We start from the raw sequence: 13,258 nt of genomic DNA on the forward strand, positions 1-13,258 counted from the left end.
CCCACCGGCCGGGCGGTTCCCGGAGAATTCACCCAGGTTGACGAAGAAGGCCCCGCAGACCGCTGCGGGGCCTTCTTCGTTGTCGACAAATACCCCGGCAGACCGGTCATTTCGACATCTGTTCGTCAACATCAAACTCGAAAACGGTCGCTCCCCCGTCCCCCGAACTGATTACTAAATGTCGCCAAATCATCACCCCGCGCTACCCTCACTCGCGTGAAGCACTCCACTAACCACTCGACGCGACACGGCCACGGCCCCTCCGGCCGACCGACCCGACACGGCCGCGGTCCGGCCCGCCGGATCGGCCGTACCCTCGCCCTCGTTCTGCCCGTCGTCCTGGTGCTCTCCGGCACGCTCGCGGTCACCCGGGTCAACTGGTCGGGAAACGAATCCTCGACGTCGGCTCTCGCAGCCTCCGCCGAGAACGTCTCCCGGCGCGCCCCGTCCCGAGCTCCACACGACGTGCTGCGCGACAAGCTCCTGCTGGAGCTCCAGGAGAAGAACCCGGGGGTCGCCCTCACCCATCTCCAGGAGGCCGTGAACGGCCGTCCGTCCCTCGGCAGGCACTGCGCCTCCATCGCCCGGTCCCTCGGCCGCGCGGCGGTCCGCGCGTACGGCCCGGTCCGCGCCCAGTCGTTCGCCCGCCCGGTGTGCGACACGTCCTTCGCCACGGGCGTAGCAGCCCAGCACGCCTGAGCCCGGGCCCCGCAAGGGGCGCGGGGAACTGCGCGACCAGCCCTCCACCCACCCGCAGATGCCCATTTCCCCCGCGCCCCTCACAAACCCCACCGGCTGATCCCGCGGTGCGCCACGTAAAGTTCGGGCATGACCGATCCGAACGCAGCGTCGCGCCCCGTGCAAGCCGTCGTCCTGGCCGGCGGCCAGGGCTCAAGGCTGCGTCCCTACACCGACGACCGCCCCAAGCCGATGGTCGAGATCCCCGGCACCGGGACCCCGATCATCGGCCATCAGCTGACCTGGCTCGCCGAGGAGGGCGTCACCGACGTCGTCGTCTCCTGCGGCCATCTCGCCGAGGTCCTGCAGGAGTGGCTGGAGTCGACGGAGCTGCCCGTCTCCGTGACCACCGTGGTCGAGTCGGAGCCCCTGGGCCGTGGCGGCGGCCTCAAGTACGCCGCGAAGCACCTGCCCCACCCCGACCGCCCCTGGTACGCGACGAACGGTGACATCTGGACCCGTTTCTCGCTGCGGGAGATGGCGGACTTCCACACCGAGCGCGACGCGGTGGCGACCCTCGCGCTGGCCCGTCCCCGCCTTCCGTGGGGCGCCGTCCAGACCGACGACTTCGGCCACATCACGGACTTCATCGAGGCCCCGCCGACCGCGCACGGCATCAACGCGGGTGTGTACGTGTTCTCCCCCGAGTTCGCCGATCTGCTGCCCTCCCTCGGTGACCACGAGCGCTCCACGTTCCCGCGGCTGGCCCGTGAGCGCCGCCTGGCGGGCTATCCGATCCCGCAGGGCGCGTACTGGCGCGCCATCGACACGGCGAAGGACCTCACGGAGGCGGCCAAGGAGCTGGCGGCGCTGGGCCGTTGAGCGCGTTCTGATACCTCAGGGGCAGCGATCTGTCTGCGGGCCGGTGGGGGTGGGCCGCGCAGTTCCCCGCGCCCCTCACAAGCGGGGCTGCGCCCCGGCTTTTGCCCCTTCAGGGGCGCGGGGAACTGCGCGACCAGCCCCCACCGGCCCGCAGACACAAGCGAAACACCCGGCCGGTACGCCGATGGGGCCCGCACCAGACTGGTGCGGGCCCCATCGGCGTCCTACGGGCCTCAGCCGAGCAGGCCGCCCACGAGCCCGGACTTGCCGCCGGAGTCTCCGGAGCCACCCGTACCGCCGCCCGTGCCGCCTCCGGAGCCGGTGCCGCCGCCCGTGCCCGTGGCGCCGCCCGTGCCGCCGCCGCCCGAGGAGGACGGTCCGGCGGTGGTGGCGGGCGCCTGCGGGGGCGCCGACTGCTGCGGCGGGGCCTGGTTCGAGCCCTGCGTCTGGCTGGGCTGGCCCGCGGTGGCGCCGGCCGTCTCACGGGCCGTCGCGCCGGGCGAGGTGGCCGCGCCCGACGGGCTCGCCGAGGTCGCGCCCCGGGTGGGCGAGTCGGCCGACGCCGAGGGACTCTGCTGGTCGCGGCGCGCGCCGGGCTCCTTCGGAAGGGCGGAGCCGGGCAGTTCGTTGCGCGGGGCCTCGCCCGGACCGGGGACGACCACGCGGTCGGAGTCGCGGACGGCACCGCCGAGCATCGACCCGATGAGCAGCGTGAGGCCGACGACGATGGCCGCGACGAGCGCCCCGCGCCGCAGGACGCGACGGCGCAGCTCCCAGATCTCGGCACGCGGCCCGAGAGTGCGCCAGGCCTCGCCCGCGAGGCGGCCGTCGATGGAGTAGACGGGGGCGCCCGCGATGATCAGCGGCGACCAGGCGGCCAGGAAGATGATGTCGGGTGCGTCGTAGACGGGAACGGACTTCCAGCTGACGGTGAGCAGCAGCGCCGCCGACAGCAGCGCGCCGACGACCGCCGCGACCCGCTGCCACAGTCCGAGGACGGTGAGGACGCCGACGATCACCTGGAAGAAGGCGATGAGGAGTCCGGCGCCGACGGGGTGCTGGAGCGCGAACTCGCGCAGGGGCTCGGCGAGTTCCCAGGGGTGCAGCGAGTTGAGCCACTTGACCATGGAGCCGCGCTTGCCGCCGTCGAAGTAGACGGGGTCGCACAGCTTGCCCATGCCGGCGTAGATGGAGATGAAGCCGAGGAAGACGCGCATCGGGAGCAGGACGACGCCGAGGTTCATCCGGCGGCCGGGGTAGTAGCCGTGCCGGACGGGGGCGGCTCCGTGCCGCTTGAGCGCCCCGTCGTCCTCGTCCCGGTAGTCGTCGTCCTCGTAGGAGTCGTCCTCGAAGTCGCCCTCCGCGTACGGGGGTTCGTCGAGCTCCTCGTAGGCGCTGCCCGCGCTGCGCAGCTGCTGCGGCAGGAGACGGGTCTCGGGGCCGCGGACGGTCGGGGTCTCGACGGTGGCGTCGATGTCGAACCCGGTGGGTGCGGCGCCGTCGACGCGCGGGATGACCTGGGTCGCGCCGCCCTCGCCGCCGGCCTGTTCCTCGGCGCCGTGCCGGAGGCTCGTGCTCCGCACGGCCTGCAACAACCGGGTGGCGCCCGTGTCGTCGGGGGCGGACTTCCCGCTCCAGACGACGGGCGCGCGGCGGCGGGTGCCTGCGGCGGTTCCGACGACGGGGGTGCGCGCGGTGTCGCCGCCCGAGCTCAAGTTCCGCGCGGCACGCGGGGACTGGGCCCGCGGCGCGGTGTTCAGCTGCACGCGGAAGCTCGCATGATTGACGATGACCTGCGCCGGATCGCTCGGCACCTTCACCATGCTCAGCGCGGGAGCGTCGTCGAATCCCAACGAGCGGTCCCCCGTGGGTGTGCGGGGTGTTCTGGTGTCCACACTCATCTAACCGAGTGACATGTGTTTAGGACACTGCTTTGACCGGCCGGATCTGTCCGGACCCCGTCAAGATCAACCGGGGCCCCGTCAGGCCGCGGACCTGTGCCCCGTAAGGGGCGCGGGGAACTGCGCGACCAGCCCCCACGCACCTTCAGCCGAACGACGACCCGGCGTCAGCCGATCCCCGAATCAGGCCCGCTTGCGCGAGGCCTCGTACAGCACAACTCCCGCAGCCACACCCGCGTTGAGCGACTCCGTCCCGCCCGGCATGGGAATCCGGACGCGGAAGTCACAGGTCTCCCCCACCAGCCGGGACAAGCCCTTCCCCTCGCTGCCGACGACGATGACGACGGGCCCGCCGAGGGCCTCCAGGTCACCGACCTCGGCCTCACCGTCGGCGGCGAGCCCGACCACGACGAGCCCGGCCTTCTTGTACGCCTCCAGCGCCCGCGTCAGATTGGCCGCGCGGGCGACCGGCGTGCGGGCGGCCGCACCGGCGGACGTCTTCCACGCACCGGCGGTCATACCCGCCGCGCGCCGCTCGGGCACGACCACGCCGTGGCCGCCGAACGCGGAGACGGACCGGACGACGGCACCGAGGTTGCGCGGGTCCGTCACCCCGTCGAGGGCGACGATCAGCGGGTCCCTGCCCTCGTCGTACGCGGCGGCCGCGAGGTCCTCCGGGTGCGCGTACTCGTACGGCGGGACCTGGAGGACGAGCCCCTGGTGGTTGAGTCCGTTGGTCATGCGGTCCAGCTCGGGACGCGGGGCCTCCATGAGGTGGATGCCGCCACGGTCCGCGGCGAGCTGCAGCGCTTCGCGCACCCGCTCGTCGTTGTCGATGAACTGCTGGACGTACAGCATCGTCGCGGGTACGCCCTCGCGCAGCGCCTCGACGACGGAGTTGCGGCCGACGACCATCTCGGACGTGCCCTTGCCGCCCCGGCCGCCGCGCGGCGAGGGCTTGCGGACGAGCTGCTTGGCCCTGGCGCCGGCGATGCGGTTCTTCTTGTGGCCCTTGCGCGCCTCGGCGGGCGGGGTGGGGCCCTTGCCTTCGAGGCCCTTGCGCCGCTGGCCGCCACTGCCGACCTGCGCGCCCTTCTTGCCGGACATGCGGCGGTTGTTAGCGGCCATGACCTACCTGTCTGTGTGAAGACGTACGGATGAAGTGAAGACGTACGGACGGACGTACGGGTGTACGTCCATGCAAGTGTGCCGCCCGGAGACCCGGACGGCACAATCGATCAAGAAATGGTCAGCGCGGGCCGAGGGTCCAGCGCGGGCCCTGGGGGCCGTCCTCGATGACGAGCCCGGACTGGTTGAGCTGGTCGCGGATGGCGTCGGCGGTGGCCCAGTCCTTGCGGACGCGGGCGGACTCGCGCTGCTGGAGCACCAGGCGTACGAGCGTGTCGACGACTCCGTGGAGGTCCTCGCTGCGGTCGCTCTCGCCCGCCCAGTGCGGGTCGAGGGGGTCGAGACCGAGGACCGCGAGCATGGCCCTGACCTCGGCGAGCCGGGCGACGGCCGCTTCCTTGTCGTCGGCGGCCAGTGCGGAGTTCCCCTGGCGGACCGTGGTGTGCACGACGGCGAGGGCCTGCGGGACCCCCAGGTCGTCGTCCATCGCCTCGGCGAACGCCGGCGGCACCTCGGCGGCGGGCTCGACCGGCCCCCCGGCCTTCTCCACCACGCGCTGTACGAAGCCCTCGATCCGGGCGAACGCCGACTCGGCCTCGCGCAGTGCCTCTTCGCTGTACTCGATGGTGGAGCGGTAGTGCGGGGTGCCCAGGTAGTAGCGGAGCACGATGGGCCGCCACGCCTTGGTCATCTCGCTGACCAGCACGCTGTTGCCGAGCGACTTCGACATCTTCTCGCCGCTCATGGTCACCCATGAGTTGTGCACCCAGTAGTGCGCGAACTCGTCGCCGAAGCCGACGGCCTGGGCGATCTCGTTCTCGTGGTGCGGGAAGATCAGGTCGATGCCGCCGCCGTGGATGTCGAAGGCGGAGCCCAGGTACTTGTGGGCCATCGCGCTGCACTCCAGGTGCCAGCCGGGCCGGCCGCGACCCCAGGGCGTCTCCCAGGACGGCTCGCCGGGCTTGACGGCCTTCCACATGGCGAAGTCCCGCGGGTCCCGCTTGCCGGTCTCGCCGTCCTCGGCGGGCTGGCGCAGCTCGTCGAGGTCCTGGTTGGAGAGGGAGAGGTAGCCGGGCAGGGACCGTACGTCGAAGTAGACGTTCCCGTCGGCCTCGTACGCGTGACCGCGCTCGATGAGCGTGCGCATCATCTCGACCATCTCGGTGACGTGACCGGTGGCGCGCGGCTCGTAAGTCGGCGGAAGGCAGCCGAGTGCCGTGTAGCCGTCGTTGAAGGCGCGCTCGTTCTCGTAGCCGATCGCCCACCAGGGCCTGTCCTGCTCCGCGGACTTCCTGATGATCTTGTCGTCGATGTCCGTCACGTTGCGGACGAACGTCACGTCGTAGCCGCGGTACTCGAACCAGCGGCGCATGATGTCGAAGTTGAGGCCCGACCGGATGTGGCCGATGTGCGGGGCCGCCTGCACCGTGGCGCCACACAGGTAGATCGAGACACAACCCGGCGTGATCGGGGTGAAATCGCGAATCTGCCGGGCGCTGGTGTCGTACAGGCGAATAGTCACCACACCAGGGTAGTGGGCGGTGACCAGTGCCCCGCGACCCTTATCCCACATGGGACACGTATTCGTGACATCCGTGCCGTGTCGATGACGTTGCAGGGGGTTTCCTCGCCCCGCCGCCCCTACCCGTTCCCGTCAACGACTCGGGGGCCGGCCCCCGAACCCCCGGTCCTCAAACGCCGGACGGGCTGGAAAACCAGCCCGTCCGGCGTTTGAGGACAAAGGGGGGCGAGGGGGCGCAGCCCCCATGCAGTGACGGGACGGGTAGGGGCGGCGGGGGCGAAGAAAAGGCCCGTCACCCCACCCGCGCCACCACCGCCGTCGCCACCGCCATCAGCCCCTCGTCCCGCCCGGCGAACCCGAGCCCGTCCGTCGTGGCCCCGGACACCGACACCGGCGCCCCCACAGCCGCGGAGAGCACCGCCTGCGCCTCGTCCCGACGCTTCCCGATCTTCGGCCGGGGACCGACGACCTGCACGGCGACATTGCCGATGGTGAACCCCGCCGCCCGCACGATCCGCGCCGCCTCCGTCAGCAGCGTCACCCCGGACGCGCCGGACCACTCGGGCCGCCCCGTACCGAAGTGCTGTCCCAGATCGCCCAGCCCGGCCGCGGAGAACAGCGCGTTGCACGCGGCGTGCGCGACGACGTCCGCGTCGGAGTGGCCCGCGAGGCCGGGCCCCTGGCCCTCCCAGAGCAGGCCGGCGCACCACAGCTCACGGCCTTCCTCGAAGGCGTGGATGTCGGTACCGATCCCGACCTGCGGCAGCAAAGGCGCCACCGGGGGCATGTCAGAAGCCATCGTTCAGCCTCCGCCGCGTCAGGACCGCCTCCGCGAGGATCAGATCCAGCGGACGCGTCACCTTGAACGCCTCCTCGTGGCCGGGCACGACCACGACCCGCAGTCCGAGCTGCTCGACCATGCTCGCGTCGTCGGTGACGTTGTCCGTGACCGTCTCGTGGGCCCGTACGAGGGTGTCGCGGTCGAAGCCCTGCGGGGTCTGGACGGCGCGCAGCCGCGCCCGGTCCGGGGTGGCGACGACGGGCTCGGGCTCGCCGACGGTCTCCGTGGGCTCGACCTGCTTGACGGTGTCCGCGAGCGGCAGCGCGGGTACGACGGCCGGCGCCCCGTCGCGTACCGCCTCGATGACGCCGTCGACCGTGTCGACGGGGACGAGGGGGCGGGCCGCGTCGTGCACGAGCACGATGTCGATGCCGGACGGCAGCGCTTCGAGCCCGAGCCGCACGGAGTCCTGGCGGCTTTCGCCCCCGGGCACGACGTGGAACTCGGTCCGCTCGGGCAGTGCGTGCGAGTCGAGCAGCGTCTTGACCTCCGCGGCCCCGTCGGGCGGCGCCACGACGACGACGAGGGAGACGGCACGCGACGCGGCCATGGCCCGGACCGCGTGGATCAGCATGGGGGTGCCGTTCAGCGCGCGAAGCGCTTTGGGAGCGCCCGGGCCGAGGCGTACGCCTCGGCCTGCGGCCGGAATCACGGCCGCGGTACGGGCCCCGGGAGGCGTGGGGCGCGAATCGTCAGACATCGGTTCCTGTCAGGTTTGTATGCTCGGCCGACGTGGGTATGGCCTGGGCGTACCCCGGCCGACGGGCTGGGGGAGTGCCGGGCGCGACGCCTTGACCGGACCCTTCCGTGAAGATGGTCGAGCCAGCTGTCCGGGCCCGGCACTCCAAGTATCGGATCCCTGAATTGTCGAGGGACGTCCGAGTGCTCGGTGTGCGGAGGGTGTGCGCACGGTTTCCCGGTATGGATGTGCCCGGGGTGGAAACAGGCCCGGGTACGAACATGCCGCAGCGCCCGGCGACAGTGAATACGTCATCGGGCACCGCGGCATTTCATTGCGCCGAACCGCTCGTTTCGCTTCTGGTCGAAAAGCGATCAGAGCGTGACGGGCGTCAGGACGCGAGGACCTCGTCGAGCAGGGCCTCGGCCTTGTCCTCGTTCGTGTTCTCCGCGAGGGCGAGCTCGCTCACCAGGATCTGGCGGGCCTTGGCGAGCATGCGCTTCTCGCCGGCGGAGAGTCCACGCTCGCGCTCACGACGCCACAGGTCACGGACTACCTCCGCCACCTTGATGACATCGCCGGAGGCGAGCTTCTCAAGATTTGCCTTGTAACGACGCGACCAGTTAGTGGGCTCCTCGGCGTACGGCGCGCGCAGTACCTCGAAGACCCGGTCCAGCCCGTCCTGACCGACCACATCACGTACGCCGACGAACTCCGCATTGTCCGCTGGCACACGCACTGTCAGGTCGCCCTGGGCGACCTTCAGCACCAAGTAGGTCTTGTCCACGCCTTTGATCTGGCGAGTTTCGATAGCCTCGATCAGCGCGGCCCCGTGATGGGGATAGACCACGGTGTCGCCAACCTTGAACGTCATGTGACAGGTACCCCTTCCGTGGCTATCCAGGGTAACACGGAAACCGCGTGTTCTGAATGGCGTTTTCGCAGGTCAGGGCATATCTCGGGGCTTGACAATCCCAACAGGAACGTGCTGCGGAGGGGTCGCGGACGACGGTATTCGCAGGTCGGAGCGGCTCTTCCGGCGGGGAGAAACGCGCACGTTACAACACCCCCGATCCCCGTCCACGTGCCTGATCGTCCAGATTTGTCGGGTTCCGGGGGCCCATCTTCCGCTACTCCGTTCGGCCGTCGGGGTCACGTACGAGACGAATCCGGAATTGATCACGCGGGCCGGAGATCGGCATCGGATCGGCCGGAGATCGGCGCGGAGATCGACGGAAGATCAACGGAAGATCGACCGAAGATCAATTTCCCGGGCCGCCACGCATTCCTTACGGGAAATCCGCAAGACCGCACCGGAGGCTTGTCGGTGGCTTACCGAGGGTTCTTATGTGAAAGACGGACGAAAGGCGGACGGGTGCGTGGCGGATGAGTCCATGCGGCATGCACGTACACCGGGTGAACGGGAGAGCCGGGGAACGCAGAAGCGGCGTACGGTCGCGGTCGGGGCGCCGTAGGGGCGGGTCGGGTGCGGCGGCGCGGGAACGGCTCGGTAACCTGAGGCCGCTGACTGACCCTTAGGGCGGCTTTACAGAGGAGTCGCCCTGTTCCGCCCACGTTCTAGGAGTTGCCGCCGCCGTGAGCAGCAGCCTTCGACGCGGCAGCCTCGCCGCCGCCGCCATCGCGTTCTCGATCGCCTCGCTCGCCGCGTGCGGTGCCGGCAACAAGGCCCAGACGCTGGAGATCAAGCCGGACAACGCGGCCGTCACCGTCGGCCAGATCAAGATCCAGAACGCCGTCGTCATCACCCAGGCCGAACTGGAGTCGACCGGCCCGGCCGCGGTCTCCGCGACCCTGTTCAACAGCGGCGACAAGCCCCAGACCCTGGAGTCGATCAAGGTCGAGGGCATCGGGCAGCCCGCGGAGCTCAAGCCCGCCAAGGGCTCGGGCAAGCTGACCGTCCCGGCCCACGGCTCCCTGGTCCTCGGCGGCAAGGGCAACGCCTCCGCCGCGCTGGAGAGCAGCCGCGAGGCGTTCGCGGACGGCGACGCGCAGCCGGTCACCTTCACCTTCAGCAAGACCGGCGACGTGAAGCTGGAAGCGTTCGTCGTGCCCGGCCACGGCTACTACGCCGAGTGGGGCCCGAGCGCGGCCCCGGCGGCGCCGAGCACCGAGCCCTCCGCCTCGGAGTCGGAGTCCGGCACGGCCACCGGGTCGCCGACGCCCTCCGGGTCCGCCACCGCGTCCGGCGGGACCGAGGAGACGGGCGAGGCGGGCACGCAGGCCACCGACGCAGCCTCGGCCAGCGCGGACGCCTCGGAGTCGGCAGCGGGCCACTGAGCGGCCCACGGCCACCGTTCTCCCGTACGGGCAGGTCCCGTACGTACGCGTGAGGCATGAGCTGCGCATGACGAAGGGCGGGACCCTCTTCCGGGGGTCCCGCCCTTCGCGGTACCGCAGTACCTACTGCCCTGTGCGGACGTACTGTGCTGTGCGGACGTACTGTCCTGTGCGGTTTACGGCTCGAACTTGTAGCCGAGGCCGCGGACCGTCACCAGGTAGCGCGGCGCGCCGGGGTCCGGCTCGATCTTCGCCCGCAGGCGCTTCACGTGGACGTCCAGCGTCTTGGTGTCGCCCACGTAGTCGGCGCCCCACACCCGGTCGATGAGCTGCATACGCGTCAGGACGCGGCCCGCGTTGCGCAGCAGCATCTCCAGGAGGTCGAACTCCTTGAGCGGGAGGTCGACCTTGGAGCCGGAGACGGTGACCACGTGGCGGTCGACGTCCATCCGCACCGGGCCCGCCTCCAGGGCGGCCACGCTGACCTCCTCCGGCTCGCCGCGGCGGCGCAGGACGGCCCGGATGCGGGCGACCAGCTCACGCGACGAGAAGGGCTTGGTCACATAGTCGTCGGCTCCTATTTCGAGCCCCACGACCTTGTCGATCTCGCTGTCCTTGGCGGTGACCATGATCACCGGAACGTTCGAACGGCTGCGCAGCTGACGGCACACCTCGGTACCCGGCAGACCGGGCAGCATCAGGTCGAGGAGGACGAGGTCGGCGCCGTTGCGCTCGAACTCGTCGAGTCCGTCGGGCCCGGTGGCCGCGATGGCGACCTCGAAACCCTCTTTGCGAAGCATGTAGGACAGAGCGTCGCTGAAGGACTCCTCGTCCTCGACGACGAGCACTCGGGTCACGGGTGGACCTCCGGGGCAGAAAAGGGTTCGTACGGGGATGAGACGGTGGTCGTCCCGTCGGTCTGACCGGTCTCGTCGTCTTCGTCGAGGCCGGGCATCTGATGGCCGCTCGCGCGGTCGCGGGCGGCGCCCGCCTCCGGCAGCCGCAGGGTGAAGGTGGAGCCCTGACCCTCGGAGCTCCACACCGTGACCTCCCCGCTGTGCGAGGCGGCCACGTGCTTGACGATCGCGAGCCCGAGCCCCGTACCGCCGGTTGCGCGGGAACGGGCCGGGTCGACGCGGTAGAAGCGCTCGAAGACGCGCTCCTTGTCCTTCTCGGAGATGCCGATGCCCTGGTCGGTCACGGCGATCTCGATGAGGTCTCCGCCGGGCGCGGTCACCCTGCGCGCGGCTATGCCGACCCGGGTGCGGGCGGGCGAGTAGTTGACGGCGTTCTCCACGAGGTTGCCGAGGGCCGCCGCCAGCTGGCCGCGGTTGCCCCACAGGCGCAGGTCGGCGGTGCCGCCGGCGGCCATGGTGATCTGCTTGGTGCCGGCCTGGTGGCGGCAGCGGTCGATCGCCTCGGCGACCAGCTCGTCGACGCGGACGGGCTCGGCGTCCTCCAGCGGGTCGTCGTTCTGGACCCGGGAGAGGTCGATGAGCTCCTGGACGAGGTTGGTGAGGCGGGTCGCCTCTATCTGCATGCGCCCGGCGAAGCGTTCCACGGCCTCCGGTTCCTCCGAGGCGCCCATGACGGCCTCGGAGAGGAGGGAGAGCGCGCCGACCGGGGTCTTGAGCTCGTGGCTGACATTGGCCACGAAGTCGCGTCGTACGGCTTCGATCCGGCGGGCCTCGGTGAGGTCCTCGACCAGGAGGAGGACGAGCCGGGAGCCGAGCGGGGCCACGCGGGCGGACACGGCGAGTGCCTCGCCCCGGCCGGTGCCGCGCCGGGGAAGGTCCAGCTCGACCTGTCGTATCTCGCCGTCCCTGCGGGTGTCGCGGGCCATCAGGATCATCGGTTCGACGGCCAGTTTCCCGCCGCGCACGAGACCGAGGGCGTACGCGGCCGAGCTGGCCTTGACCACGGCGTCGGACTCGTCGAGCACGACGGCGGAGGAGCGGAGCACGGACAGAACCGTGTCGACGCCCGGCGGCAGGACCGGGTCGGTGTGCAGAGAGGTGCGGGTGGGGCGTTTCTGTTCCCGCTCACTCCAGCGGAACGCCAGCACGGCGATGACACCGGTGAGTACACCGGCGATCGCTGCCGCTGCGGCGACAGCCGCGTTCACGTCCATGGCTCCAGGTTAGGCACGCTGTACGCCCCGGTCACAGCCGTCCAAGGGTGGACTCGAACACTCGTCGCCCAGAGTTCACCCTGGAGACCCTGCTGGTTCACTTCGTACGACCGGGCCGCGCACCCTTCCCACCTGCGGGAAGAGGCCACGTCGCCCAGAATTCACCTGGGTGCCGGTGATGGTTCATTTGAGGGGACGTAAACCGACGCGTTCAGGCCGGAGCGTGGGACCGTGGGGTTCACGAGCCCCAGTGAACCTCCGAAGCAGACGTAGGAAAGGGACATCCAGATGCGGGACGCGTACCACGAGGAACTTGACTCGATCGGCGAGGGCCTGGTCGAGATGGCCCGCCTCGTCGGATCGGCCATCGGTCGCGCCACGACGGCGATCCTCGACTCCGATCTGAAGCTCGCGGAGAGCGTGATCGCGGCCGACCAGAAGGTCGACGATCTCCAGCACGACCTTGAGGCACGGGCGATAACCCTGCTGGCCCGGCAGCAGCCCGTGGCCACGGACCTGCGGATCGTCGTCACCTCGCTCCGTATGTCGGCCGACCTGGAGCGCTCCGGCGACCTCGCCCAGCACGTGGCGAAGCTGGCACGGCTGCGCTTCCCGGAGCGCGCCATTCCGCAGGACCTGCACGCCACGATCCTGGAGATGGGCCAGCTCGCGCAGCGGCTGATGGCGAAGGCGGCCGAGGTCATCGTCACCAAGGACGTCGACCTCGCCCTCCAGCTGGAGCAGGACGACGACGCGATGGACCTCCTCCACCGCACGCTCTTCCAGCACCTCCTGGACGACCGCTGGAAGCACGGCATCGAGACGGCGGTGGACGTGACGCTGCTGGGCCGCTACTACGAGCGCTTCGCGGACCACGCGGTGTCGGTGGCGAACCGTGTGGTGTACCTGGTGACGGGCGAGCACGCCGACGAGCTGCAGACCGCTCCGCAGGTCGAGGGCGCGTAAGGCGTCCAGGGCGGGTGGAGGTGCGGCCGGTGGCTGTGTGGCCTGTGGTTGTGTGGCCTGTGGCTGTGTGACCGGCCGTGGGTCGGGCTGCGGGTCGGCTGGCCGTGGGTCCGGCTGCGGTTCGGTCGGCCGTGGGTCGGGCTGTGGGTGGGCCGGGCCTCGGCCGCGAGGGGGCGCATCGGGTGCGGGCAGGGGCGCGAAAGCCTCAGTGCGCCGTTGATGCGCCCGGCCT

At 70.7% G+C, this 13,258-nt stretch carries 12 protein-coding genes; 4 read left to right on the top strand and 8 right to left on the bottom strand.

The window, feature by feature from the left end; genetic code table 11:
* Window positions 1-216 precede the first annotated feature (216 nt).
* Window positions 217-699 (top strand): hypothetical protein, encoded by a 483-nt coding sequence (locus tag J8N05_RS04430; RefSeq protein WP_210881166.1) that lies wholly within the window; start codon window positions 217-219, stop codon window positions 697-699.
* A gap of 129 nt (window positions 700-828) precedes the next feature.
* Window positions 829-1,560: a nucleotidyltransferase family protein gene (locus tag J8N05_RS04435; RefSeq protein ID WP_210881167.1), complete on the top strand. Its 732-nt coding sequence runs from the start codon at window positions 829-831 to the stop codon at window positions 1,558-1,560.
* A gap of 233 nt (window positions 1,561-1,793) precedes the next feature.
* Here the strand turns inward: J8N05_RS04435 and J8N05_RS04440 are convergent, their stop codons facing one another.
* From J8N05_RS04440 to J8N05_RS04465, 6 genes are all read right to left on the bottom strand, one after another.
* The gene (locus J8N05_RS04440; protein ID WP_247706143.1) at window positions 1,794-3,461 is read right to left on the bottom strand and encodes a DoxX family protein; all 1,668 of its coding nucleotides are present in this window, start codon (window positions 3,459-3,461) and stop codon (window positions 1,794-1,796) included.
* 183 nt (window positions 3,462-3,644) lie between these two features.
* Entirely contained in the window at window positions 3,645-4,589 is a 945-nt protein-coding gene (gene rlmB / locus J8N05_RS04445; protein WP_210881168.1) for a 23S rRNA (guanosine(2251)-2'-O)-methyltransferase RlmB, read from the bottom strand.
* Between the two features lie 121 nt (window positions 4,590-4,710).
* Window positions 4,711-6,111, bottom strand: coding sequence for a cysteine--tRNA ligase (gene cysS, locus J8N05_RS04450; RefSeq protein WP_210881169.1), 1,401 nt, complete (start codon window positions 6,109-6,111; stop codon window positions 4,711-4,713).
* A gap of 292 nt (window positions 6,112-6,403) precedes the next feature.
* Complete coding sequence (ispF, locus tag J8N05_RS04455; protein ID WP_210881170.1) at window positions 6,404-6,910, bottom strand: 2-C-methyl-D-erythritol 2,4-cyclodiphosphate synthase; 507 nt, start codon at window positions 6,908-6,910, stop codon at window positions 6,404-6,406.
* Window positions 6,900-7,652, bottom strand: a complete 753-nt coding sequence (ispD, locus tag J8N05_RS04460; RefSeq protein WP_210881171.1) for a 2-C-methyl-D-erythritol 4-phosphate cytidylyltransferase — start codon at window positions 7,650-7,652, stop codon at window positions 6,900-6,902. The genes ispF and ispD overlap by 11 nt, the downstream gene beginning before the upstream one ends.
* Window positions 7,653-8,022: 370 nt before the next feature.
* A complete protein-coding gene (locus tag J8N05_RS04465; RefSeq protein WP_003953493.1) occupies window positions 8,023-8,505 on the bottom strand; it encodes a CarD family transcriptional regulator in 483 nt (160 codons plus the stop codon).
* A 722-nt stretch (window positions 8,506-9,227) separates the two neighbouring features.
* Here J8N05_RS04465 and J8N05_RS04470 point away from each other — a divergent pair.
* Entirely contained in the window at window positions 9,228-9,929 is a 702-nt protein-coding gene (locus tag J8N05_RS04470; RefSeq protein ID WP_210881172.1) for a copper chaperone PCu(A)C, read from the top strand.
* A 176-nt stretch (window positions 9,930-10,105) separates the two neighbouring features.
* On the opposite strand, the gene J8N05_RS04475 is transcribed toward J8N05_RS04470, so the two are convergent.
* Window positions 10,106-10,786: a response regulator transcription factor gene (locus J8N05_RS04475; RefSeq protein ID WP_107015301.1), complete on the bottom strand. Its 681-nt coding sequence runs from the start codon at window positions 10,784-10,786 to the stop codon at window positions 10,106-10,108.
* On the bottom strand, window positions 10,783-12,060 hold the full coding sequence (locus J8N05_RS04480) for a sensor histidine kinase (protein ID WP_210881173.1): 1,278 nt from the start codon (window positions 12,058-12,060) through the stop codon (window positions 10,783-10,785). Before J8N05_RS04480 ends, J8N05_RS04475 begins: the two co-directional genes overlap by 4 nt.
* A 288-nt stretch (window positions 12,061-12,348) precedes the next feature.
* On the opposite strand from J8N05_RS04480, the gene phoU reads away from it, so the two are divergent.
* Window positions 12,349-13,026, top strand: a complete 678-nt coding sequence (phoU, locus tag J8N05_RS04485) for a phosphate signaling complex protein PhoU (protein ID WP_210881174.1) — start codon at window positions 12,349-12,351, stop codon at window positions 13,024-13,026.
* Window positions 13,027-13,258: the final 232 nt, after the last annotated feature.

The organism is Streptomyces liliiviolaceus (assembly GCF_018070025.1).
GTDB classification, from domain to species: domain Bacteria; phylum Actinomycetota; class Actinomycetes; order Streptomycetales; family Streptomycetaceae; genus Streptomyces; species Streptomyces liliiviolaceus.